This is a genomic window from Kangiella profundi, assembly GCF_002838765.1.
Lineage (GTDB): Bacteria > Pseudomonadota > Gammaproteobacteria > Enterobacterales > Kangiellaceae > Kangiella > Kangiella profundi.
This window is the reverse complement of record NZ_CP025120.1, coordinates 1,069,793-1,093,305: the sequence shown is the minus strand read 5'-3', so window position 1 is coordinate 1,093,305 and position 23,513 is coordinate 1,069,793. Positions and strand designations below refer to the sequence as shown.

22 protein-coding genes are annotated in these 23,513 nt (G+C 42.7%); 9 read left to right on the top strand and 13 right to left on the bottom strand.

Annotated elements, in window-relative coordinates; translation table 11 throughout:
• Positions 1-30: 30 nt before the first annotated feature.
• The gene (pgeF, locus tag CW740_RS05160) at positions 31-756 is read right to left on the bottom strand and encodes a peptidoglycan editing factor PgeF (protein WP_106646529.1); all 726 of its coding nucleotides are present in this window, start codon (positions 754-756) and stop codon (positions 31-33) included.
• Positions 753-1,727 (bottom strand): 23S rRNA pseudouridine(1911/1915/1917) synthase RluD, encoded by a 975-nt coding sequence (rluD, locus tag CW740_RS05155; RefSeq protein ID WP_106646528.1) that lies wholly within the window; start codon positions 1,725-1,727, stop codon positions 753-755. The genes pgeF and rluD overlap by 4 nt, the downstream gene beginning before the upstream one ends.
• A 93-nt stretch (positions 1,728-1,820) precedes the next feature.
• Between rluD and CW740_RS05150 the strand changes: the two genes are divergently transcribed.
• A complete protein-coding gene (locus CW740_RS05150; protein WP_106648046.1) occupies positions 1,821-2,591 on the top strand; it encodes an outer membrane protein assembly factor BamD in 771 nt (256 codons plus the stop codon).
• An 82-nt stretch (positions 2,592-2,673) separates the two neighbouring features.
• Here the strand turns inward: CW740_RS05150 and CW740_RS05145 are convergent, their stop codons facing one another.
• Both CW740_RS05145 and CW740_RS05140 read right to left on the bottom strand, forming a co-directional pair.
• On the bottom strand, positions 2,674-3,012 hold the full coding sequence (locus CW740_RS05145; RefSeq protein ID WP_018625764.1) for a P-II family nitrogen regulator: 339 nt from the start codon (positions 3,010-3,012) through the stop codon (positions 2,674-2,676).
• Positions 3,013-3,039: 27 nt separating this feature from the next.
• On the bottom strand, positions 3,040-4,674 hold the full coding sequence (locus CW740_RS05140; protein ID WP_188459769.1) for an NAD+ synthase: 1,635 nt from the start codon (positions 4,672-4,674) through the stop codon (positions 3,040-3,042).
• Positions 4,675-4,799: 125 nt separating this feature from the next.
• On the opposite strand from CW740_RS05140, the gene CW740_RS05135 reads away from it, so the two are divergent.
• The 7 genes from CW740_RS05135 to rimO all read left to right on the top strand — a co-directional run bounded on the left by CW740_RS05135 (position 4,800) and on the right by rimO (position 13,463).
• A complete protein-coding gene (locus CW740_RS05135; RefSeq protein WP_106646526.1) occupies positions 4,800-6,461 on the top strand; it encodes a sensor histidine kinase in 1,662 nt (553 codons plus the stop codon).
• 21 nt (positions 6,462-6,482) lie between these two features.
• Entirely contained in the window at positions 6,483-7,811 is a 1,329-nt protein-coding gene (locus CW740_RS05130; protein ID WP_106648044.1) for a sigma-54-dependent transcriptional regulator, read from the top strand.
• 135 nt (positions 7,812-7,946) lie between these two features.
• Complete coding sequence (locus tag CW740_RS05125; protein WP_106646525.1) at positions 7,947-8,489, top strand: pilus assembly FimT family protein; 543 nt, start codon at positions 7,947-7,949, stop codon at positions 8,487-8,489.
• 111 nt (positions 8,490-8,600) lie between these two features.
• Positions 8,601-9,980, top strand: coding sequence for a nucleotide 5'-monophosphate nucleosidase PpnN (gene ppnN, locus CW740_RS05120; protein ID WP_188459752.1), 1,380 nt, complete (start codon positions 8,601-8,603; stop codon positions 9,978-9,980).
• A 12-nt stretch (positions 9,981-9,992) separates the two neighbouring features.
• Positions 9,993-10,568 (top strand): TetR/AcrR family transcriptional regulator, encoded by a 576-nt coding sequence (locus CW740_RS05115; RefSeq protein WP_106646524.1) that lies wholly within the window; start codon positions 9,993-9,995, stop codon positions 10,566-10,568.
• 62 nt (positions 10,569-10,630) lie between these two features.
• Positions 10,631-12,028 carry a S41 family peptidase gene (locus CW740_RS05110; protein ID WP_157826395.1) on the top strand — a complete coding sequence of 466 codons (1,398 nt, stop codon included), beginning with the start codon at positions 10,631-10,633 and terminating at the stop codon, positions 12,026-12,028.
• An 82-nt stretch (positions 12,029-12,110) separates the two neighbouring features.
• Positions 12,111-13,463 (top strand): 30S ribosomal protein S12 methylthiotransferase RimO, encoded by a 1,353-nt coding sequence (gene rimO / locus CW740_RS05105; protein WP_106646522.1) that lies wholly within the window; start codon positions 12,111-12,113, stop codon positions 13,461-13,463.
• 79 nt (positions 13,464-13,542) lie between these two features.
• On the opposite strand, the gene CW740_RS05100 is transcribed toward rimO, so the two are convergent.
• The 9 genes from CW740_RS05100 to rmf form a co-directional block, all read right to left on the bottom strand.
• Positions 13,543-14,121, bottom strand: coding sequence for a CAP domain-containing protein (locus CW740_RS05100; RefSeq protein ID WP_106646521.1), 579 nt, complete (start codon positions 14,119-14,121; stop codon positions 13,543-13,545).
• Complete coding sequence (locus CW740_RS05095) at positions 14,108-15,262, bottom strand: mechanosensitive ion channel family protein (RefSeq protein ID WP_106646520.1); 1,155 nt, start codon at positions 15,260-15,262, stop codon at positions 14,108-14,110. Before CW740_RS05095 ends, CW740_RS05100 begins: the two co-directional genes overlap by 14 nt.
• An 88-nt stretch (positions 15,263-15,350) precedes the next feature.
• Positions 15,351-16,289 (bottom strand): protein translocase subunit SecF, encoded by a 939-nt coding sequence (gene secF / locus CW740_RS05090; protein ID WP_106646519.1) that lies wholly within the window; start codon positions 16,287-16,289, stop codon positions 15,351-15,353.
• 13 nt (positions 16,290-16,302) lie between these two features.
• Positions 16,303-18,222: a protein translocase subunit SecD gene (secD, locus tag CW740_RS05085; protein ID WP_106646518.1), complete on the bottom strand. Its 1,920-nt coding sequence runs from the start codon at positions 18,220-18,222 to the stop codon at positions 16,303-16,305.
• A gap of 64 nt (positions 18,223-18,286) precedes the next feature.
• Positions 18,287-18,601, bottom strand: a complete 315-nt coding sequence (yajC, locus tag CW740_RS05080; protein ID WP_018625751.1) for a preprotein translocase subunit YajC — start codon at positions 18,599-18,601, stop codon at positions 18,287-18,289.
• 40 nt (positions 18,602-18,641) lie between these two features.
• Positions 18,642-19,763: a tRNA guanosine(34) transglycosylase Tgt gene (gene tgt, locus CW740_RS05075; RefSeq protein ID WP_106646517.1), complete on the bottom strand. Its 1,122-nt coding sequence runs from the start codon at positions 19,761-19,763 to the stop codon at positions 18,642-18,644.
• On the bottom strand, positions 19,753-20,865 hold the full coding sequence (gene queA / locus CW740_RS05070) for a tRNA preQ1(34) S-adenosylmethionine ribosyltransferase-isomerase QueA (RefSeq protein WP_106646516.1): 1,113 nt from the start codon (positions 20,863-20,865) through the stop codon (positions 19,753-19,755). Before queA ends, tgt begins: the two co-directional genes overlap by 11 nt.
• A 133-nt stretch (positions 20,866-20,998) precedes the next feature.
• The gene (locus CW740_RS05065; RefSeq protein WP_106646515.1) at positions 20,999-22,348 is read right to left on the bottom strand and encodes a TonB family protein; all 1,350 of its coding nucleotides are present in this window, start codon (positions 22,346-22,348) and stop codon (positions 20,999-21,001) included.
• Between the two features lie 165 nt (positions 22,349-22,513).
• Positions 22,514-22,696 (bottom strand): ribosome modulation factor, encoded by a 183-nt coding sequence (rmf, locus tag CW740_RS05060; RefSeq protein ID WP_012800996.1) that lies wholly within the window; start codon positions 22,694-22,696, stop codon positions 22,514-22,516.
• Positions 22,697-23,118: 422 nt separating this feature from the next.
• Here rmf and CW740_RS05055 point away from each other — a divergent pair, with 422 nt between their 5' ends.
• Positions 23,119-23,502 carry a MerR family transcriptional regulator gene (locus CW740_RS05055; protein WP_018625748.1) on the top strand — a complete coding sequence of 128 codons (384 nt, stop codon included), beginning with the start codon at positions 23,119-23,121 and terminating at the stop codon, positions 23,500-23,502.
• Positions 23,503-23,513: the final 11 nt, after the last annotated feature.

The following is a 23,513-nucleotide window of genomic DNA, read 5'->3' as shown; positions in this document are numbered from 1 at the left end:
GCTTTAACACATACCTTTATCTAAATAATATTATTCTGATATCCAAATCATACTGGCCATACGCCCGGTTTGACCATCCCTGCGGTATGAATAAAACTGATGGTCATTGCTAAAAGTACACAACTGACTCAGATAGACCGCAACGCCCAAAGTCTCCAACTGCTTTTTGGCAAGGCCTGCCAGGTCTGCCTGCCAACGGCCTCGGTAATTTTGCACAAAGTAAGTTTGATTACTGGCATCAACTTCAAGGAAAGCCTCCCTTACTTCAGAGCCCACTTCAAAGCATTTTTGACTGATAGAAGGGCCAATCCACGCCATCAAAGGTTCCGGTCTATCATAACTTGAAACGGTATTTACTAATACTCCATCCGCCAAACCACGCCATCCTGCATGTGCAGCTGCAACCCAATTACCAGAGGAATTGGTCATGAGAACCGGCAAACAGTCCGCTGTCATAACCGCGCAAGTTGCCGAGGATTTACTGGTCACTATGGCGTCAGCTTCAACTAACTGATCTGCCCCAGAATATTCCACGACCTTGTTACTATGGATCTGATTGAGCCATTGTACCGGACGGTGGGCTGTTAATTTCTGAAGCCGCTGCCGATTTTTCATAACAGAAACTTCGTCATCACCAACATGCAGCCCAAGATTTAAACTGTCAAAAGGCGCTTTACTAACACCGCCTACACGAGTTGTGCTAAACGCTCGTATATTTACGGGGGCCGACCAATTGGGCTTAATAAGCTGGATCATTCTGCTGCTTCGAAAGTATCTCGGTTTTCTCGTAACTGTTCTAGTAGATCGGAAATATCCTGAGGCAAAGGAGCTCTCCACTCAATGTATTCACCGGTTTCAGGGTGATTAAGTCCAAGCAAACTGGCATGAAGCGCTTGTCTTTTAAAACCATCCAGCGTTTCTCTTAATATCGGTGTTATTCTTGTTGGCACACGATAACGACCACTATACAAAGGATCGCCAACCAGAGGGAACTTAAGATAAGCCATATGTACACGAATCTGGTGAGTACGACCGGTTTCCAGGCGAAGTTTTAGGTGAGTATGATCGAGAAACTTTTCAACAACTCGGTAGTGGGTTATGGCTCTTTTACCATCAGGAACAACAGCCATTGATGTGCGTTTTGTTGGATGTCGGCCAATAGGTCGATCTATGGTGCCACCTGAAACCATCACACGATTTACCACAGCATCATATTCACGAGTAAAAGCACGGTTTTGTAATTGTTCGACTAGATTGGTATGCGCTGCAATGGTTTTGGCAACAACTAACAAACCTGTTGTCTCTTTATCAATACGATGAATAATCCCAGCTCTGGGTAAGTTGGCAAGCTCAGGACAATGGTGCAATAGAGCATTAACCATGGTTCCGTCCTGATTTCCAGCGCCAGGATGAACAACCAGACCAGCAGGCTTATTAATTACTAATAGAGCATCGTCTTCGTAGACAATATCAAGGTCAATTGCCTCGGGCTTCCATTCACCAGCAACCTCAATTTCAGCATTGATTTCGATATCTTCGAAACCGGCCATTTTATACTTGTTAGATGTTATAACTTCGCCATTAACTTTTACGAAGCCATTTTGGATCCATTCTTGAATACGCGAACGGGAATAATCGCTAAATTGCTGAGATAAAGCAGCATCAAGCCTTTTTCCGTAAACTTTTTCGTCGAATATGTGTCTGAGTTCAATAGATTGGGTGGTCATTGTAAAATCACGTAAAAAGATTGGCCTATAACTGATGGTCAGTTAGAATGAGCCACATTGTATCAGGCTGAACACAAACAGAAAGAATTAAATATGCAAAAAAACAGTATTATCGTCCTTGTTCTATTAGTACTTTCGCTAGCTGGATGTTCTAGCACCCCAAAGGAAGACTCCCTTAAAAACACTAAAATATCTTCAATGACAGCTCAGGAGCTGTTTGACGGTGCTAAAAACTCAATGCGTTCAAGCAACTTTACGCGTGCCATCGAGTTATTAGAGGAAATCGATACACGCTATCCATTTGGTCGAATTTCTGAACAAGCAAAATTAGAGTTGATTTATGCCTATTTTAAAAAAGGTGATTATGAATCAGGTCAGGCGTTAGCCGATCGCTTTCTTCGTCAGCACCCTCAACACGAAAATGCAGATTACGTTTATTACATGAAAGGCGTTATGCATTATGAGCAAGAGGTCGGCACATTCAAAGAAGTCTTTACCGCTGACATTGAAAAACGTGATACCACCAATATCAAAGCGGCATTCGATAATTTCAAAGCGCTAGTTGAAGTTTATCCAGAAAGCAAATATGCGCCTGATGCACGTCAACGCATGATTCAAATCCGAAACATGCTGGCTGACTACGAACTTCACGTTGCCCGCTACTACATGCAAAGAGACACATATATTGCTGCGGCTAATCGTGCCAAATACATCGTGGAAAACTTCCCTAAAACCCCAGCAGTACCAAGCGCGTTAGAGATTTTAATTAACTCATACAATATATTCGAACTGCCTGAAATTGCTGAGGAGTATCGTAGGGTTCTATTGCTAAATTATCCTGACTATAAACTCGCAGAATTCTAATTCAGAAAGTTTCACTCCCAGTAATTAAAAAAGCGGGCTATTACAGACCCGCTTTTTTTGTGCTTGAAATTGAAAAATCTGGCTAAATTGCATCCTCGCCTTCTTCACCAGTACGAATACGAACCGCCCGCTCTATATTAGTGACAAATATTTTTCCGTCACCAATCTTACCGGTACGAGCAACCTCAATAATAGTTTCCACACATTTGTCGACCAAGTCATCGTCAATAACCACTTCAATCTTGGCTTTAGGCAGAAAATCCACCATATATTCTGCGCCACGATAAAGCTCTGTGTGGCCTTTTTGTCGTCCGAAGCCTTTTACTTCAGTGACTGTCATACCATTGACGCCCAAGTCAGTCAGAGCTTCACGGATATCATCAAGCTTGAACGGTTTGATGATGGCTTCTATTTTTTTCATCAGTGTTTCCTTCTCAAACAATCTGCTTTATTTAGATTTAAACTGTCGGCCAAAACCTGAAGTTATCGGATAACGGCGATCGCGACCAAAGGCTCTTTGCGTGATTCGAATGCCCGGAGGTGTCTGGCGACGTTTATGCTCATTAATATCAACCAGCCAAATCACTCGTCGGACATCAGCTTCGTCATAACCCATGGCAACAATATCATCAATGCCTTTATCCTGCTCGACATAAGCTTCCAATATGGCGTCAAGGATATCATATGGCGGTAAATTGTCTTCATCCTTTTGGTCTGGGGCAAGTTCAGCAGAAGGTGGCCGTGTAATCACACGCTCCGGAATGACTTCTGAAATAGTGTTCCGATACCTCGCCAGACGGTAGACCATGGTTTTAGAGACGTCTTTGAGCACATCGAGCCCGCCCGCCATGTCACCGTATAAGGTGCAATAGCCCACTGCCACTTCAGACTTATTGCCCGTTGTCAGTACCAGGCGTCCGAATTTATTCGATAGCGCCATCAATAAGGTTCCGCGACACCGTGCCTGAATATTCTGCTCAGTCAGATCGGTTTCAGTCCCTTCAAACTGACTCGATAATTGGGACATGAAAGCTTCATACATTGGCTCAATTGAAATAACGTCAAATTCGATACCTAACGCCTTAGCTTCCGCTTCAGCATCTTCGATACTCATGCTGGCGGTATAGCGAAACGGCATCATAACTGCATTGACGTTCTCTTTACCCAATGCATCAACTGCTACAGCTAAAGTAACGGCTGAATCTATACCACCTGACAATCCTAATAAAGCACCCTTGAAGCCATTTTTTTGTGCATAATCGCGAACACCCAAAACCAAAGCCTGCCATATTTCTTCTTCGCCATGGAATTGGTTTAGGTAGCCTTTACTTGGCTTGATGGCACCCGAAGTCTTGTCAAAGTCAATAAATGCAAAGTCTTCAGCCATTTCAGCCATTTGAAAAACTCTCTGCCCTTCTTCGTTGTAAACCGCTGAGCAGCCGTCAAAGATTAGCTCGTCCTGTCCACCAATCTGGTTAACGTAAACAATCGGCAGTTCGTTCTCTCTGGCACGGGACCCCATTTCAGCACTGCGTAAAGCTCCCTTACCATAGCAGTATGGTGATGCATTGGGGCTTAAAAGGATATCAGCGCCAAGGGCTTTAACTCGCGCTGTTGGTTCTGGATACCACAAGTCCTCACATACCAACAGGCCTACATTGACGCCTTTAAATGCAAAGACACAATCTTCTGAGCCAGACTCAAAATAACGCTTTTCATCAAATACAGAATAATTAGGTAGGAGCTGTTTTCGATATTGCACCAATATTTTGTTTTGGTGGATGACAGTGGCAACATTAAACAGACCTTCTGGCTCTTTAATCGGATGCCCTATTACCATGGCGACACTTGAGTTGAGACTGAGCAACTCTTCAATTGCATCATCAATAATTGTATATAAATCCGGACGTAGCAGAAGGTCTTCTGGAGGGTAACCACAAAGCGAAAGCTCAGAAAACACCACAATATCGGCATTATCTGATTCTGCCTGCCTCAACGAGGACTTTATTAGCTCAAGGTTGTGGCGTATGTCGCCAACCGTGTAATTGTTTTGCGCAATCGCTATTCGCATCGCCGAACTCAACTGATAATTTGCCCTATATTTTCCAGCAATTACAAATTTTTTCAATGAGTTATACAGCCAATGCTTGAAATCATCACAAACTCAACATAACCTAAGTGACACATATCGAAAGTTCAGGATGCTTAGTGTTTGATAACAATAAAAAAATAGACTTCGGATGGCAGTTTTTACGCTACTACTCGGTGGCGCGTCTGGTTATTGCCCTGCTACTTTTTCTGCTTCCTTTTATCGCCAAATCTCAAGGCGGATTATATGACCAGGACGTCTACACCACCGCTGCGATAAGCTACGTTATTCTGGCAAGCTTGCTCCTCTTTCTTTCCTTTGTTGAACACCAGTTCCATATCCAGGCCTACAGCCAACCCTTTACCGACATTCTGATGTTAAGTCTGCTCGCCTATGCGGGACAATCTGACAGTGCCGGCTATATTGTTCTAATGGCACTGGTTGCTATCTTTGCATTGTTACTGGTTCGTAATCGCCTGGGTATGTTGTACGGCATACTGGTAAGCATTGGATTGGTACTGGTCTACCGCATTCGCGAGGGAGAGTTTGATCAGACATTCTACTCAGAAGTCAGCTTACAGATTGCTGGTATTTTAGTGGTCACCCTATTAGGTAACATACTGGCCAGAAGGTTAACCTACTACGAAGAAGAAACTGCCGAGCAACAACGTTCAATTGCTCATATGCACCGGTTGAATAGCCAGATCATTGAGAAGATGAATCGAGGCATTATTGTAGTTGATGATCAAAACCGAATTCGTCATATCAATCAAACAGCATGGTATGGGCTTGGGTTGCCAGACACCCCAATTGGCAAACCACTAGCTGCCATTACAGATGATCTGGACTACCAATTAAAAAGAGCCAACCGTACGTCGCACGAAGGATTACCATTCCGTGCAACCAGTACTGGCCCGCAGTTACTACCCCGCTTTATTCCGCTTAATACCAATGACATGACTTTAATCTTGCTGGATAACTACTCAGATGTCATCAAGAAAGCACAGCAGTTAAAACTGGCTTCACTCGGTCAACTGACCGCAAGCATCGCCCATGAAATTCGGAATCCTTTGAGCGCCATTAACCAATCGATACAGATGCTTTTGGAAAGCGTCAGCGAAAACCCACAGGAACAGCAGCTGATGGAAATTATTGAGCGACAGTCAAAGCGCATCAATGAAATTATCGACAATATCCAGAAAGTATCGAAACGTAAACCTCCGGAGCGTCAGATATTAGTAATGGACAGATTTTTACCCAGTTTTATTAAGGAATACCAACAAGGGTTGCAGGAACCAGCTACCATCACAACCGAAGGGGTTGAGTCAGGCCTCAAAGTGGCATTTGACCAGTCGCAGTTGAAGCAGGTTCTATCGAATCTTTTCGATAATGCGCTGAAGTACAGCCATCTAAATACTAATCAGTACCAACTCCATCTAGCTGCAGGCCGTGATCCACTCAGTGGCGACCTGTTTTTAGACGTTATAGATGAAGGTGTTGGTGTTTCAATGGAAGAAAAAGACAAAATATTTGAGCCTTTTTATACGACCCATCATAGCGGCACAGGGCTAGGACTATATATATCAAAGGAACTCTGTGAAGCCAATCAGGCAAGACTGGATTGCATCCCGGTAGCTTTTGGCGGAGCCTGTTTTAGAATAAGCTTTGATACCAGCAGCTTTATGATCGATGCAGAACTTGCAGAGCAGCTTGCAGAAATTGAATCTGAAGATGCAGGCAATCTAGGCAATTCAACTCCAAAAGAAGACAGGCGACGTTAATTGTCCAATAAGAATCAGACCATGAATCAAAATAAACCCAAAGTTCTAGTCATTGACGATGAAGCAGATATCAGACACCTGCTGACAATGACATTAATTCAAATGGGACTTGATGTTTCAAGCAGTAAAGATTTGACTGATGCAAAAAAGCAACTGTCTGAAGAACAATTCCATTTTTGTCTTACCGATTTGAAACTACCGGATGGCAACGGTCTCGACTTTGTTAAGTATGTTCGAAAGCAATATCCTCACATGCCAATTGCCGTAATCACAGCTTTTGGCAGTACCGATAACGCAATTGAGGCCATGAAACTCGGCGCATTCGACTTCCTGGCAAAGCCAATTGACTTGTCACATTTACGCCAATTATTGAAGCACGCATTCAAATACGTTGATGGGAAGCAGGTTGAACCGCAGGCGCCCTTCACATTTCTTGCTGGCAGTAGCGAAGCCATAAACAAATTAAGAGAAAAGATGGTCAAGATCAGGGGCTCGCAAGCTCCGATAGTTATTGAGGGTGAAAAAGGCACAGAAAAAGAACGACTAGCACAGATCCTTCACGAGCAAAGCTCACGCTCCGATCAGGCAGAAGTCTTTTTAGATTGCTCCAGCGAAGAACAGGAAGAACTCGAGCATCTACTCTTTAATAAGGATGAACAGCATGATTGCCTGCTGTTTCAGGCAAACAACAGCACATTAATTTTAAGCAACATCCAAAACCTTTCGATAATAACTCAGAAAAAGTTGCTGCATGCCATCGAGCAAAAGAAGTTTCCCATTGAGTCTGAGCATTCTGATCAGCCAATGGATATTCGCATTATAATATGCACTGAGAAGCCATTAATTGATTACGTTCATACCCACCAATTGAGGGACGACCTCTTCTTTAGGTTAAATGTAATACAACTTAAAATCCCGTCGATTACTCAAAGGCTATCTGATTTAGATATACTGATAGACAGTTATCTGGAAGAGTTATCAGATGGCAAAAAAATTAGCACTGATGCGAGAGACGTGCTGAAAAACTATGAGTTTCCTTTTAACTACAGAGAACTTGAAAACATCCTGGAAAAAGCCTGTGCACTCTCTGAATCGGACACCATAGAAGCGTCAGACCTTATTATGGCTCAGGGTGATGAAATTGAATCAACTAAGCCACGCCAGGAACAGGTTAAGTCAGGTTTTAGTCGCGGTGATCTTCCTCTTGATCAGTTTATTGAAAAAATTGAAAAAGCTGAAATCGAAAAAGCGCTCAATGAAACTCGCTGGAACAGAACAGAAGCTGCGAAGTTATTGGGCATAACCTTTAGAACCATTCGTTATAAGATGAAAAAACTAGGTATCGAATAGAGGCTTAAGTTTTAAAAAGTAATCTTGTAAGACACTCTTTTAAGATAAATCGCACATCACTATCAGTAATGTTGGCTAGTCTAAATAAGGCAGCTCTATTAGCATCCCACGCTGAACTGTTAATGGAGTTAATGGATGATAAAAAGAGTTAAAGGATTAACATTAATTGAACTCGTTGTTACTTTAGGGCTGGTCACAATCTTATCGGCGATAGCGATACCTAGCATGCAAAAATTCATCGCCAGTCAACAAGTCAGTGCAGATCTATTAAAATTAAAAAGCACAATCGAAACTGCTAGAAACCAGGCCATTTCGCAGAAAGTAACCATTCATATTTGCGGCATCAGAAAAAAAGTAACTTTAAATCCAAATGATACCTTAGATTGCATATCAGATTGGTCAAAGCTCATGGTGGTAAAAACCAAAGGAGAAAAAGTTGAGGAAATTTTACATTACCAACTACTAGAAGAAGATTATAAGCGAGTCAAGTGGAGTGCCTTTCAACGAAAAGCTTACCTTGAGCTCACTCCTTACGGATTTACCAATCATCAAAATGGCACCCTATATCTCTGTCACAACCATTATAGTCATCTTCACAGGGCTGTAACCATAAGCAAAACGGGACGAGTTAGTATCAATAAAGATAACCGCAACATAAAAACCAAGTGTGCTTCTTAAAACAGTAAAATTCCCGATTCTATCCGAGCAAGAGATATTGTATGCTGATGATGGAACTTAAAATAATAACTAAACAATTCTAAGCCACCAAAATAGGTAATAATGAATAATATGACCCAAGCAATTCAATCACAATATATTGATACTGAAATTACTGCTGAGTCTGGTCTTGAACTCTTGACGAATGATGAAATTCAGAGGCTAAGCGACCATACGACTGGAAACGACTATGAACTGCTAAAGAAATGTACGCTCGCAGTATTGAATAGCACCAATATCACTGACGATATCAGTTTTATCCAGGAGCAGTTCGACCACTTCAACATTGAGATATTACAGCTCAACAAAGGAGTCAAACTGAAGATTAAAAATGCGCCTTCAGGTGCATTTGTTGACGGGGTGATGATTCAGGGTTTAAAGGAGCAGGTCTTCAGTGTTTTGCGTGATGTGGTTTTTTTAAAGCAGGAACTTGAAACAAACTCTCGAATAGACTTCAACTCCAGTTCCGGCTGTACCAATGCCATTTTCCATATATTACGCAATGCCAAAGCACTAAAACCTGGTGTCGACCCCAATATGATCGTCTGTTGGGGAGGTCATGCAATCCCACACCATGAGTATGAGTACACTAAAGAAGTTGGCTATAGGCTTGGGCTTAGAGGTCATGACATTATTACTGGTTGCGGCATAGGTGCGATGAAAGGACCTATGAAGGGAGCCTTGGTCGGCCACTCCAAGCAGCGCATTACCAAGGGACGTTACATCGGCATTACAGAACCCGGAATCATTGCAGCAGAATCTCCTAACCCTATCGTTAACGAACTGATTGTGATGCCAGATATCGAGAAGCGCCTGGAAACTTTTGTTCGCATGGGTCATAGCTTTGTCGTATTTCCGGGAGGCGTTGGTACCGCTGAAGAAATTCTCTACATACTTGGAATACTGCTTCATCCCCAAAACCATAATATTCCTTTCCCACTAATTTTTACCGGCCCAACAGAGTCAGCGGATTACTTTAAGCGCATTGACCAGTTTATCGGCAAAACTCTTGGTCCAGAGGCGCAGTCCAAATACCAGATTATCATTGATGATCCTGTCAAGGTGGCAAAACGTGTCCAATCAGGAGTTACTGAAGTTCGCGAATACCGTAAAAAGGTTCAGGACGCCTATCACTTTAACTGGCAACTGCATATAGACTGGGACTTTCAGGAAAGTTTTGACCCAACCCATCAGAATATGGCTAGCCTTAACCTGCATCCGGAACAACCTCTGCATTTATTAGCAGCCAATTTAAGAAAAGCGTTTTCTGGTATTGTTGCCGGTAATGTTAAAGAAAAAGGGATTGCTGAAGTTAAAAAACATGGCCCTTACCAATTAGACGGCAATCCAGACATAATGAATGAATTGGATGCACTGCTAAAAGCCTTTGTTGAACAGAAACGGATGAAGCTCGACTACAAGGGTTATGTACCTTGCTATCAACTTCGATAACATCTGCACACTATGACATCACTAAGAGAAAAGAAAAAACAGCATAGTTACCAGACAATCTATCAAACAGCCCTTTCGCTGTTTGAGGAATATGGTTTTGATAAGGTATCGGTTGCCCAGATTGTTAAACAGTCTGCGATCGCCAAAGGAACCTTTTTTAACTACTTTCCTAACAAGCCAGATATACTCGCCCAGTGGTTTGATGACATAATGTCAAAAGCCATTGAGCAACCCATTCCGAATGACGCGCCACTAGAGCAAAGAGTTCTCCTTCTTGCCAAGCACATTTTGCAGGCCGCACAGCAACAACCAAACTTGTGGCAAGCTAAAAATGCCTACGCAGGTCAAAGTGATTCCATTCAAAAGGTTGAGTCGAGAATAGATGAAAGAATCCATTCCAGGGTCGAGCATTTCATAGAGCAGTCTGCCTTGCGTATGGATACAAATAAAAACTCAGATCTCGCAGAATTAATCGTTACCCTGATGACTGGAACCATAGTTGAAGCAAATCGCAGGGGGCATTCTGATGATGCTATGGCACTAATAGAACACAAATTATCCATCCTACTATCTCTCGCTAAAGGCTAATTCATTTGACAGATTGGCTAAAACACATAAAATATGACCACGGTCATATTTTGATTAAAATCATGAACATTCATCTTCTTAGGCTATTTGTACCAATAGCTGCCCTACTCATCTTCTCAACAAAGAGTTTTGCAGAAACAATCCAGCTCAATGAGGCCACTTACCCAAAAGCAAACGGCATCTGGCTTAACTCGGATTATGGCTGGTTACTGAAGGTAAATTCTTCTGGCCTGGAGAGATGGCAAATTACCCCAAACTTCTGCTACCCCAGTAAACAGGAAGGTCAAACTGCCATGAGCAGTATTGAATACCGTTACTTTGAGCGGTTGGATGATAAAACAGCAAAATTTGAGTATTTCCCAGGCGATGGGCACACACTATTCACTAAGCAAGACAGTATGCCGGAGCAGTGTAACAAGACAATTGGCGGTAGCCTCCAAGATACCTTTGAGGTTTTTGTCGACATTTTCGCCCACCACTATGCTTTTTTTGAAGAAAGAGAAGTCAATTGGGGTGAGTTAACTGATAATAAACGAAATGAGTTGGTAAAAATTACAACAAAACAAGAGTTGTTTGAGCTGCTATCAAGCATGATCGAACCCTTAGGTGACTCTCATACCAAACTGATAGCGACTATCAACGGGGATAAGAATCGTTATCAGGCAGGCTTTAAGCAAACACTTCCAGCGATACAAAGTGGCATCGGAGAACAGGAGTGGTTAATTGGGCTGATAAGGCAATTACAGGAAGATATTTTAGATGAAGGCTCTGTACACACTGCCAATGAGCGAATGGTAATCGGCTCAATAGATAATAGAATTGGTTATATACAGATCTTCACCATGGGCGGCTTCAGCGAAGATTTTGAGTTTGGCAGCGTGGAGTGGGCAAAAGAGGAAATGCGATTACTCGATTATTATCTCAGCGAAGCCATAAAGTCCTTCAAAGGCTATGAGGCGGTCATCATTGACTTGTCTAACAATCGAGGCGGCTTTGACCAAGTAGCCAGAGGAATAGCGGCACACTTTACGGATGAGCCATTTGAGGCTTATAGCGTCAGGACTGCCTGGAACTCACCGCCAACAATTACTTACACCATAAAACCTTCCAAAACTGCTCGCTTTACCGGCCCAGTATACTTGATGACCAGTGATGTCACCGTCTCTGGAGGTGAGATAGCAACAATGACTCTTAGAAACTTGCCTAATGTGACTCATGTTGGCCAAACCACCCGAGGTTCTTTTTCTACCCCATTAGCTAAACCACTGCCTAATGGTTGGTATCTAGAGCTTTCTAATGAAATTTTTGCCTCTCCAGAAGGCGCTGTATATGAAGGTCAAGGTATCCACCCGGAAATTCCAATTGAGGTATTTGAGTTAAATAGCCCCATCCAATCTCATGCATTAGCCATTCAAGAAGTCGTAAATCTTATAGACTCGGCTACCTCTGAGGTTCAGTAGTTAGCAGAAAATTTGTACAAGTGTTCTGGGGTGATATAGAATATGCACCCTTTTTCAGGCACTCCAGAGCACCTTGTAACTTATGGCAACAACCCCTTCTCACAAATCAAACACCACCAACAGAGTCGGCTTTATAAGCCTTGGCTGTCCTAAGGCCCTGGTTGATTCAGAGCGAATCTTAACCCAGCTTAGAACCGAGGGTTATGACATAGTGCCAACCTATGAAGATGCAGATATTGTTGTTGTGAATACCTGTGGCTTTATTGATGCTGCCAAGCAGGAGTCATTAGAAGCTATTGGTGAAGCACTGAATGAGAATGGCAAAGTGATTGTAACAGGGTGTCTTGGTGCTCAAGAGAATGACATTCGTGAAATACACCCAGGTGTATTGAGTGTCAGTGGTCCAGCTCAATATGAGCAGGTTTTAACCGCAGTACACGAGCACCTACCACCTAAAGCAGAACATGATCCGTTTGTAGACTTAGTACCTCCACAGGGTATTAAATTAACGCCACGTCATTATGCCTATTTGAAGATATCCGAAGGATGTAATCACAAATGCAGCTTCTGTATTATCCCTTCAATGCGAGGAAAACTGGATAGTCGCCCAGTAGGCCAAGTTCTGGATGAAGCAGAACGCTTGGTCAAGGCTGGAGTAAAAGAACTATTAGTCGTTTCTCAGGATACCAGTGCATACGGAGTTGATAAAAAATATGCTTTAGACTTCTGGCAAGGTCAGCCGGTTAAAACTCGCATGAAAGAGATGTGCGAAGCATTGGGCCAATTGCAAGACGTCTGGGTTCGCCTCCACTATGTTTACCCCTACCCTCACGTCGATGAGATTATCCCATTGATGGCAGAAGGCAAAATTCTGCCCTACCTGGATATTCCATTCCAGCATGCCAGCCCAAGAATTTTAAAACTAATGAAGCGCCCGGGCGACATTAACAATGTTTTGGAGAGAATCCAGAAATGGCGTGACATCTGCCCGGATATTACTATTCGAAGCACATTTATTGTGGGCTTTCCCGGTGAAACTGAAGAAGAGTTTCAGGAGCTATTAGACTTCCTTGAAGTAGCACAGCTGGATCGTGTTGGTTGCTTTAAATACTCGCCAGTAGAGGGCGCAACGGCTAACGAATTGCCCGACCCAATTCCCGAAGAGGTCAAAGAAGAACGTCTAGCTCGCTTTATGGCTGTTCAGGAAGCTATCAGTGCTAAGAAACTTCAGCAAAAGATTGGCAAAGTGATGACAGTTCTTGTCGACGAGCTATACGAAGATTGCGCTCTTGCACGCTCAAGTGCAGATGCTCCAGAAATTGATGGTAAAGTCATTATTGATGAAGGATTTGAAAACCTTACAGAAGGACAGTTTGTTGAGGTTACTATCGAAGCAGCCGATCAGCATGACTTGTTTGCTTCAGTAAACAAGTAACTTTTCCTACATAAGTAGACCTACATAAAAAAGGAGGCTCTTGCCTCCTTTTTTGTCACTGCTTCATTTTTATCAGACACTACTTTTTATAAACACCAAGATATTTAGTTTCTTCCAGTGGATCACGTTCACCATACTCAATGACTGGCCTTTCCGCTTTTGCAATGTAAACCACCCAATAGTCGATATGGGGACTATACCATTCTTCAGCATGACCCACTCCTATTTCGTATTGCTCCATATAAAAAGGATGCTCGCCGAATATATGGATACGATGCGCATAGGAGTTAGCAAAATAATCCAGAGCTTCTTCGGCATGAGATGTGCCCCCCATAACGGATTCAACATGGTTATTGCCGATTACAGCCGTTGGTAAAGATAAGGGATATCCTGCGTCAACTAATCGCTTATCGGGTGTCCCACCTGGGCCATCATGGGATACTTTTCCTAGCTTAGCCATTTCCTTGGCTTTCTTATCAGCAATCTCTGCCAATAAAGCATTGCACTGTAATATCGGCCGCTTTTGATCTTTGTGAGTTATTATTAACTTAGCTAGCTCTCTTGCTTTATCATTTAGCCCGCAAGACTCATAAGAACCTTCTTTTGCGTGCAGATTTAAAGAGAACAGTAATAATAAGAAAAGACTAATCCTTTGCAACAGGAAACTCCTTTACATACAAATCGTGCTTTGAATATGGAATCTCAATACCTTTCTCTCTGAAGGTTTTATGGATGTCCATAATCAGCTTGTGAGTTATTAATCCTTTTTGTTCTGGATAGTTAATCCACGCCATAAGCTGTAGATCAATACTGGAAGCACCGAAGGCGCGATAACGAACTCTTGGAGTTGGATTGTTAGCAATGTCATCGCGCTCCTTAACTAGCTCCATAAGAACATCATGCACGAAATCAAGGTCGGAATCATAAGACACTCCAACGTCAACGCGAATACGTGTTTTCTCCCAGGGCCCACCACTTTCATTGACAATTTTGGCGTTACCAATCACAGAATTTGGGATTGTGATTTCTACATCATCACGGGTCAGCAGACGAGTGCTACGAATACCTACATGGGTTACCCTTCCCCGTTCGCCAGTATCTAGAATAATGTAGTCACCTAATTTATAGGGGGAGTCTGCAACGATAAAAAAGCCCGAGAAAAGATTAGCCAATGTATCTTTTGCCGCAAAACCAACTGCGATACCTATAATACCTGCTGATGCCAGCCATGCCGTTGGATCAATTCCCCAAGATAAAATAAGGAAGTATAGAGCAGCGCCAACTATCAGAATTTTTGATGAAATATCGAGAATCGGTATGGTTCGCTCTTCAACAAACTTAAATCGATTTTTGCTGTTTGCAAGCGCATTGAGGATTAACTTTGTGGCTTTTAATAATTTCGACATCAAAGATAATATGAGTATCGAAACCACAAATCGCTTCAGAAACCTGTCGATTGCTTCGGAAAGATCCAACGCTTCAATTGAAACAATAACCGTTAAAAAGAAAATAAAAGTAAAGGCGGTTTTGCTAAGTAATGGCGCCAACTTATCATCAAAGTCGCCCGGTGTTTTCTCGGCAATTTTTCCTATAAGTGACTTGATGAACCACTGAACGCCCTTAGCGATAAAAAAACCCAGAACTAAAACGATAATAGAGAGTATCCAGGGGTTGGTCTGTAACTTGTCCCAAAGAGGGATAATGGATTCTGGCAGGTACGACTCTATGTTGCCAAGCGTTTGTTCTGCAAGAGAACTGCTAGTATCTGGTTCTTTTGATTGGTTCGGTTGTTCAGCCATCACTTCAACTTAATCCTTATAAATAAAAAACGGCTTAGATTTTCATTCTAAGCCGTTTCAATATAAAAGAAAGTGTCAAGAATAACAATTATAGCGCATCGAACTCCTCGCCCTCTTTCTCAACTTCTGGTGGCATCAAATCTTCTTTACTGACGCCCAGCGCAAGTGTGGTAGGACTTGCGATAAAGACTGATGAGTAGGTACCGATAAGAACACCAACGATAAGTGCCTCAGCAAACGAATGAATAGTCTGGCCACCAAAGAAGAACAAGGCCAACAAAACTAACATCGTGGTTAAAGAGGTCATAACCGTACGCGACAAGGTTAAATTGATAGAGTTGTTGATAACCTCTTCCGGAGTTGCCTTACGCATCAAGAGGAAGTTTTCACGAATACGGTCAAAGACAACGATAGTATCATTCAACGAGTAACCGATTACTGCCAGCAAGGCCGCCAATACTGTCAAGTCAAACTCTACCGAAGTTATGGAGAAGAAACCGACGACGATAATAACGTCATGTGCAAGTGCTGCTACGGAGCCTACGGAGAATTTCCACTCGAAACGCAATGCCACGTAAATCATGATACAGATTAACGCCACAATCATGGCTAGTCCGCCCTGCTCTTTCAGCTCCTCACCGACAACAGGACCAACAAACGATTGGTCACGTTTAATAACCTTTGAGCCGTCGCTGGCTAATGCGGCAAGCACCGCATCACTAACTTTGGCATTCTCAATATGGTCCTGTTGCGGCATTCTGATCTGCACAACCTTGGCAGAGCCAAAGTTTTGTACCACCGCACCATTGATATTGATGTCATCAAGCTGTTGGCGAATTTTTGGTAAATCTGCATCTTGCTCATAGCCTACTTCCACCAAAGTACCACCGGTGAAGTCTAAGCCGTAGTTTAAACCTTTGGTAAAAAAGGACACTATTGAGGCAATAATCAAAATGGCCGAGAGAGCGAAAGCAAACTTACGGACCTTGAGGAAATCGTAATTAGTATCTTCATTTAAAAAACTCATCGTAATACTCCTCTTAGATCCAGACTTTGGATGGCTTTTTACCATGCCCGCAAGTCAGGTTTACAATACCGCGGCTGACAAGTATTGCCGTGAACATTGAAGTTAAAATACCGATGAACAAGGTGATGGCGAAACCTTTGACTGCACCTGTACCGACCGCATAAAGAATAATCGCTGCAATAGCCGTCGTGATATTAGCATCAGCAATGGTTGATAATGCCTGCGAGTAACCCTTGTCAATCGCCTGTGCAGGAATAGAGCCATGTCTTAACTCTTCACGAATACGCTCAAAGATAATAACGTTGGCATCAACGGCCATACCCACTGTTAATACGATACCAGCGATACCTGGCAAGGTTAAAGTTGCTCCTAGAATAGACATAACAGCAACAATGGTTACCACATTGAGCAGCAAGGCAATATTGGCGACAAGACCGAAAGCCTTGTAATACAGCAGCATAAACAGTACAACGGCTGAGAAACCGATGATGACTGACATAATCCCTTTCTCAATATTTTCAGCACCGAGAGAAGCACCGATAGTACGCTCTTCAACAATAAATGTTGGTGCAATTAAGGCGCCTGAACGTAATTGAGTAGCCAGGTCCTTTGTATTGGCAGGAGTAAAGTCAGGACCTTCGATAAAGAAATCTGTGCTAAAAGCACCATTAATACGCGGTGCGCTTACTAATGTCTCAACAACGTTGGATTTAACCAGTTCACGCTTACCATCTTTAATTTCAAAAACCGGCACTGACTCTTTTAGAATCATAGCCAGCGAGTTTCCGCGATTAGCAGTAGTCGTGCGAAGCATACGCGCACCACCTTCCCCATCTAATCTAACCGATACAATCGGTTGATTGTTTTGGGGGTGGAAGCTGGCAAATGCATCGGTCAGGTGATCACCTGATACCTGCACTTCGTCATAAACAACGATAGGGCCACGATCCGATTCAAATAGCTTACTACCAGCAGGAACACGACCTTGTTGAGCAGCTACCACATCCGCCTCATGATTAACCAAGCGGAACTCCAAAGTCGCGGTTGCACCAAGGATTCGTTTTGCCAATGCAGAGTCTTGCACGCCGGGCAGTTGAACAACAATCCGATCGCTACCCTGACGCTGAATCAAGGGCTCTGCAACGCCTAACGAATTAACGCGAGTGCTTAATATCAATCGATTCTGATCAATCGCATTATCTTGAATTTCTTGCAATTTAGTTTGATTGAAAATAGCGCGAATAACCGGACGGCCACCTTGTGTAGCCAAATTAATATCAATACGATCAATAAAACTCTTATAAAGTGCTGAGTATGCCCGCTCAGCATCTTCATCACTTCTAAAACTTACCAACAAACCATTATCTATCGTCTCAACTCGACCACGAATCGATGGCTTTTCAGCAGTCAGTGTTTCAATAAAGTCACGACGCAACTGCTCTTGTTGACGAGCCATAGCCTGTTCCATGTCAACCTGCATCAGGAAGTGGATACCACCACGCAAGTCAAGGCCAAGCTTCATCGGCTTTCCGCCAAGAGAAGCAAGCCAATCCGGTGTAGCCGGTGCAAGGTTAAGTGCAACAACATAATCTTGTTCATCCAAAGTAGGATTCAAAATTTTGTTTGCAATTTCCTGAGCCTGGAGCTGAGTCTCATTGGACTGGAAGCGAGCTATTACCAGCTTGTCACCTTCGCTCTCAATTGATTTTGGAGTTAAACCCTCTTCCTGCCAGGCAGATTCTATCTGCTCTATCTGTTGTTCAGAGATAGTGGCATCACGCAATGCAGATAGCTGCACCGCAGGGTCTTCGCCATAAATATTGGGAGCTGCATAAAGAAGTGAAATGGCAATAACGAAAACAATCAATACATACTTCCATTTTGGATAGGTATTGATCGGTAATAACCTTTGGTTGGGTTGATCAGTAAACATAGCTTATGTCCGGATTAAAAACGAAACCGCCCGAACATGCTAGTAACAAGTCGGGCGGCTAATATTATTCGTCGATTGACTTTATAGTGCCTTTTGGCAGAGTTTGTGCAATGGATGCTTTCTGGAATTTAATCTCGATACCATCAGAGATAGTCACTACGATAAAGTCATCTTTGATTTTACTGACGCGACCAAGAATACCACCGGTGGTCATAACTTCATCGCCCTTCTCCAGGCTAGAAACCATTTCTTTATGCTGCTTCATCTTCTTTTGTTGAGGACGAATCATCATAAAGTACATGATGAGAATTAAAGGAACGAACATCACAAGGAAGCTCATCAAACCACCACCTTGTGGTGCAGCAGTTGCTAGAAACATCAGGAATTACCTCTATTGTTTAATATTATCAATTAGTTAATTATTCACTCATAGACGGAACAGGCTTGCCCTGTTTCGTATAAAAATCTTTAACAAAGTCGCACAATGTACCTGTTTCGATGGCCTTTCGCAATCCACTCATCAGATTTTGATAGTAGCGCAAATTGTGGATGGTATTGAGCTTGGCACCCAATATTTCATTACACTTATCCAGGTGATGCAGGTAAGCGCGACTGTAGTTTTTACAGGTATAACAGTCACAGGCCTCATCCAGCGGGCCGGTATCCGTTTTATTGTGGCTATTGCGCAGTTTTACAACCCCTGTACTGGTGAAAAGATGGCCATTACGGGCATTTCGGGTTGGCATAACGCAATCAAACATATCAACGCCGCGACGCACTGCCTCAACGATGTCTTCAGGTTTTCCAACCCCCATCAGGTAGCGCGGTTTATCTTGCGGCATATCGCCAGTCAGATTATCCAGCACTTTCAGCATTTCATCTTTGGGCTCGCCAACAGACAAACCACCTATCGCATAGCCATCAAAACCAATATCGGTCAAACCGGCCAAAGACTCTTTACGCAAATGAGGGTACATGCCACCTTGTACAATTCCAAACAAGGCTGCTGCATTTTTGGCTTCATGAGCCACTTTGCTTCGTTTGGCCCAGCGTAGAGAAAGCTCCATTGAATCACGTGCCTCGGATTCTGTTGCCGGGTAAGGTGTACACTCGTCGAAAATCATAACAATGTCCGAACCAAGCTTACGCTGCACTTCCATTGCCTCTTCGGGGCCTAGAAATACCTTGGAGCCATTCACTGGCGATCGGAACTCGACGCCTTCCTCAGTAATTTTGCGTAGTTTGCCGAGACTAAAAACCTGGAAACCACCGGAATCAGTCAAAATAGGCTTATCCCAGTGCATAAAGTCATGCAGATCGCCATGCATTTCAATAATGTCAGTGCCTGGGCGCAACATAAGATGAAAGGTATTGCCCAGGATAATTTCAGCGCCAATTTCCTTTAACTCTTCTGGAGTCATCGACTTTACCGTGCCGTAAGTTCCCACAGGCATAAAGGCAGGTGTTTGGATGGTCCCACGCTCAAAAGTAATTTCACCACGGCGTGCCATGCCATCTGTTGTATTTAATTTAAATTGCATCGGTACTCTCTCTAGAGCTGTCACTGCTGACAGTCTTTTTTGATTCATTGCGTTTTGACTCTTCCAGCCTTGATTCTAGATGAATTTGATGAATAAACATCGAATCACCATAACTAAAGAATCGGTATTGCTCTTTAACAGCCTGTGCATAAGCATTCAAGATGTGGTCTTTACCGGCAAAGGCGCTGACCAGCATCATCAAGGTCGATTCTGGCAAATGGAAATTAGTAATTAATGCATCTACTGAGCGGAACTGATAGCCAGGATAAATAAAGATATCGGTTTCACCGACATGAGGGGCAATAAAACCAGCCATTGAAGCAGACTCCAGACATCGAACAGAAGTTGTGCCAACTGCTATGACACGGCCACCTTTTTGACGGGTCTCAATAACTTTGTCGCACACTTCCTGTGAGACCTCAAACCACTCGGAATGCATTTTGTGTTCAGTGATGTTATCAACCCGAACTGGACTGAATGTACCAGCTCCTACGTGAAGAGTGACAAAGGCAGTAGAGACACCCTTATCTGCAATCTTCTGTAGTAACTCATCATCAAAATGAAGCCCTGCCGTTGGTGCTGCAACAGCTCCATCAACCTTGCTGTAAACGGTCTGATAACGCTCTTTATCAGAAAGCTCATCTTCACGGTCAATGTAAGGTGGCAAAGGCATGTGACCGACCGATGTCATGGCCGTCTGCCAATCTCCTTCCTGAAGCTGCAAAGTAAATAGCGCCTCTTTACGACCAGTAATCAAGACCTTAAAGCCGTTTTCTAAAACAAACTCTGAGCCAGGCTTAGGGGTACGATTGGAACGGATATGAGCTAACGCCTCAACATCCGAATCCAGGCGCTCAATCAAGATCTCAAGCTTGCCGCCTGTGATCTTCTGACCAAACAGACGTGCTGGAATGACACGCGTGTTGTTAAACACCAATAGGTCGTTGGGGCTCAGTAAATCAACCAGTTGGTAAAAGTGCTTATGCTCAACAGCGCCATTTTGGCCATCAAGACACAAAAGTCTGCTAGCTGAACGCTTTTCGGTGGGATAACGAGCAATTAGCTCGTCAGGTAAGTCAAAATGGAAGTCTTCTAAACGCATGTGAACTCTGACCTTACGGGGTCATAAGTAAAAGTGCGCATAGTTTAACCACTGACGGAGAAAAGACAAGAGTTACCTTGTCTGAATATAAAATGGGCACACAATGCGCCCATCGAGATTATAACTGTTGGTATTAACTTTGTTTCTGCTCGAGGGCCTGTTCATATTGCGCAAGTTTCTGCTGCATATATTCAGGAACTCGCTTTATCTTTCTGATGACTTTATTCGCTTTTTCTTGGCTATCTACCGCCAATTGATACTGACCATTCAAGAAGTAAAGTTCAGCAGCAAACTCATGATGCTTAACTGGGTAAGAGAACTTATCAAGGTCCGCTTCGTTAAGTTGCTTAATAATTAAATCAAGCGGATATTTTGGATCATTTAGTTCATACAAATACTCAGCTAATTCTAGAGCTATTTCTGAATCATTTGATGCAATTGCCTTATCCAACCAGAAGTACGCCTTCTCTTTATCATCAACTTTAAAGAAGAGCTTTGCCAGTTTGAATTGCGAACGCCCAAGATTTCCTGAAGCAGATTGTATTAACCATGAAATAGCTTTTTCCTTGTCCTCTTCGCATCCTTGACCTGCCAGTAGCTTTTCGGCCAACTCATACTGAGCATCTGCGACACCTTGTTGGGCGGCTTTGTAGTACCAGATAGCTGGATTGAAATCAGGATTGTTTTCTACCATTGGAGCATATTTTGCATAGTAATATTGCGCCAACGGGTCGCCTTCCTCAGCCTTTTCTTTAACTTCTGAAATGATAGATTTATTTTTCCTAGAACTTTTATCTAAATGGAAGCTAAGCTTATACTTATATACTTTACTCAAATGTTGCTGGTCTTTAGGCAATTCAAAACTCCATTTTGTAACTGCTTTTAATGATGGTTTAACAAACACGTCGCCAGGATGTGCTGCAATTACTTGAATGTCGGTTGGAGTTCCTTCCCTATCAAGCTTAAAAGCAAACTGTACCCAACCTTCTACCCCTTTAAAAGCGGCCTCTAAAGGATACTCCGGAGGGAATTGTTTTATGGGCTTCGCATCGTAATCGCCTTTACCCTCTTTTACAGCAACTGGCTTATATACAGGCTCCAGTGCCAATTTTAAGGCTTCTTCACTAAAAGAGTTATCAAGGCTATTGAAATAAAATTCCGCTTCTTTTTGCTGTTCAGCGTTAAGCTGCTCACGGATTTCGTTAATAAATGCCTCTTCTTTTTGCGCTTTTTTATCAGCTAATTTAATCCATGCATAAGCTTTTACAGGATCAGCCTCAACAGCTGTGCCTTCAAGAAACATTACACCCAAGTTAAACTGTGCTGCTTTATGGCCGATTTCAGCAAGTGACTGGAACTCCATAAAGGCTTTTTGGTAATGACCCTCTTCATATTGCTTAACAGCATCTTCAAAGGTTGCGTGGGATATAAATGAAGTTATTAATAACGTTATTAAGCAAGCTATCTTCGCAGCTATTTTCATAGTGAGTCCTTTTGTATCTGTAATAATCCGCTTGGAAGTATATTAATTGATATCCATTTATTCAACTGAAGTGTGGGCATTAAAAAGCCCGGTCTTAGCCGGGCTTGTTTTATAAGTATGATGTATTGATAAGATTACTAAATAGTTTTCCTAAACATGGAATGATTAAATATAAGCTTTCATTCCATTCGTCGTAAACGCCTCTCGGCCCTCTCGCCAACCGCCTAACCATTCCTCTCGAGCATTAAGTTCTTCAAATGGACAGTTCTCTTTTGACTGACCTTGAAGTGCGGCATTGAAACCTTTGGTATGGGCTCTTTGAAGTTTATCTCTTTTTTGACGTTTCATATGATATCGTCCCCTTTCATGTTTACTTGATGTATTGAACGCATAAAAAAAGCCGACGGCTCTTGCGAGCGATCGGCTTTATTCTAAAATTCTCTTGGTATCTGTCATTAAACGCTTAGTCACTGTCTAATTTTTAACTCTATAGGTTTAACTTACACCTAAGTTAGAGGGCTTGGCAATTGATAAGTTTCACACTTTGATCATATTTTCTTCATATCAATCAGTTAGGCTAAAAAGTTATCTTTAATTGAAGAAATCCACTCAATTGATTGATTTTTGGTCAGTTTAATAGAAGATCAATAAGTTAGTGATAGCATCATTCAATTAACTGGTCTGATCTGGGGTATTTTGAATTTGACGAAGTTTACGTTTGCGTAAAGGTAAGGTATGATTTTGGCTCATTTATCAGAGTTAACGAGCTTATGTCAGGCCAGACAGCACAAAGCATCAGCGAGAAAGAATACACCATTAGCGACCTGGCTAAAGAGTTTGGTATTACTTCACGTTCAATTCGTCATTACGAAGATGAAAAGCTGATTTGCCCTGAACGTCGTGGCGTTCACAGAATATACAGCGCCAGAGACAGAGTTCGTTTACAGCTGATTCTTCGCGGTAAGCGTCTTGGGTTTTCACTTGCCCAAATCCGCGAAATTATCGATTTATATGATTTGCCTGAAGGTAAGCAAAAGCAGGCAAAGCTTCTCATAGAGCTTATTCAGAAGCGTCGTGATGCCCTGCTCCAACAGCGTAAAGATATTGAACATATGCTGAAGGAACTGGAAATGCTCGAGCAAAAGCTGGACTAAACCGATTACCA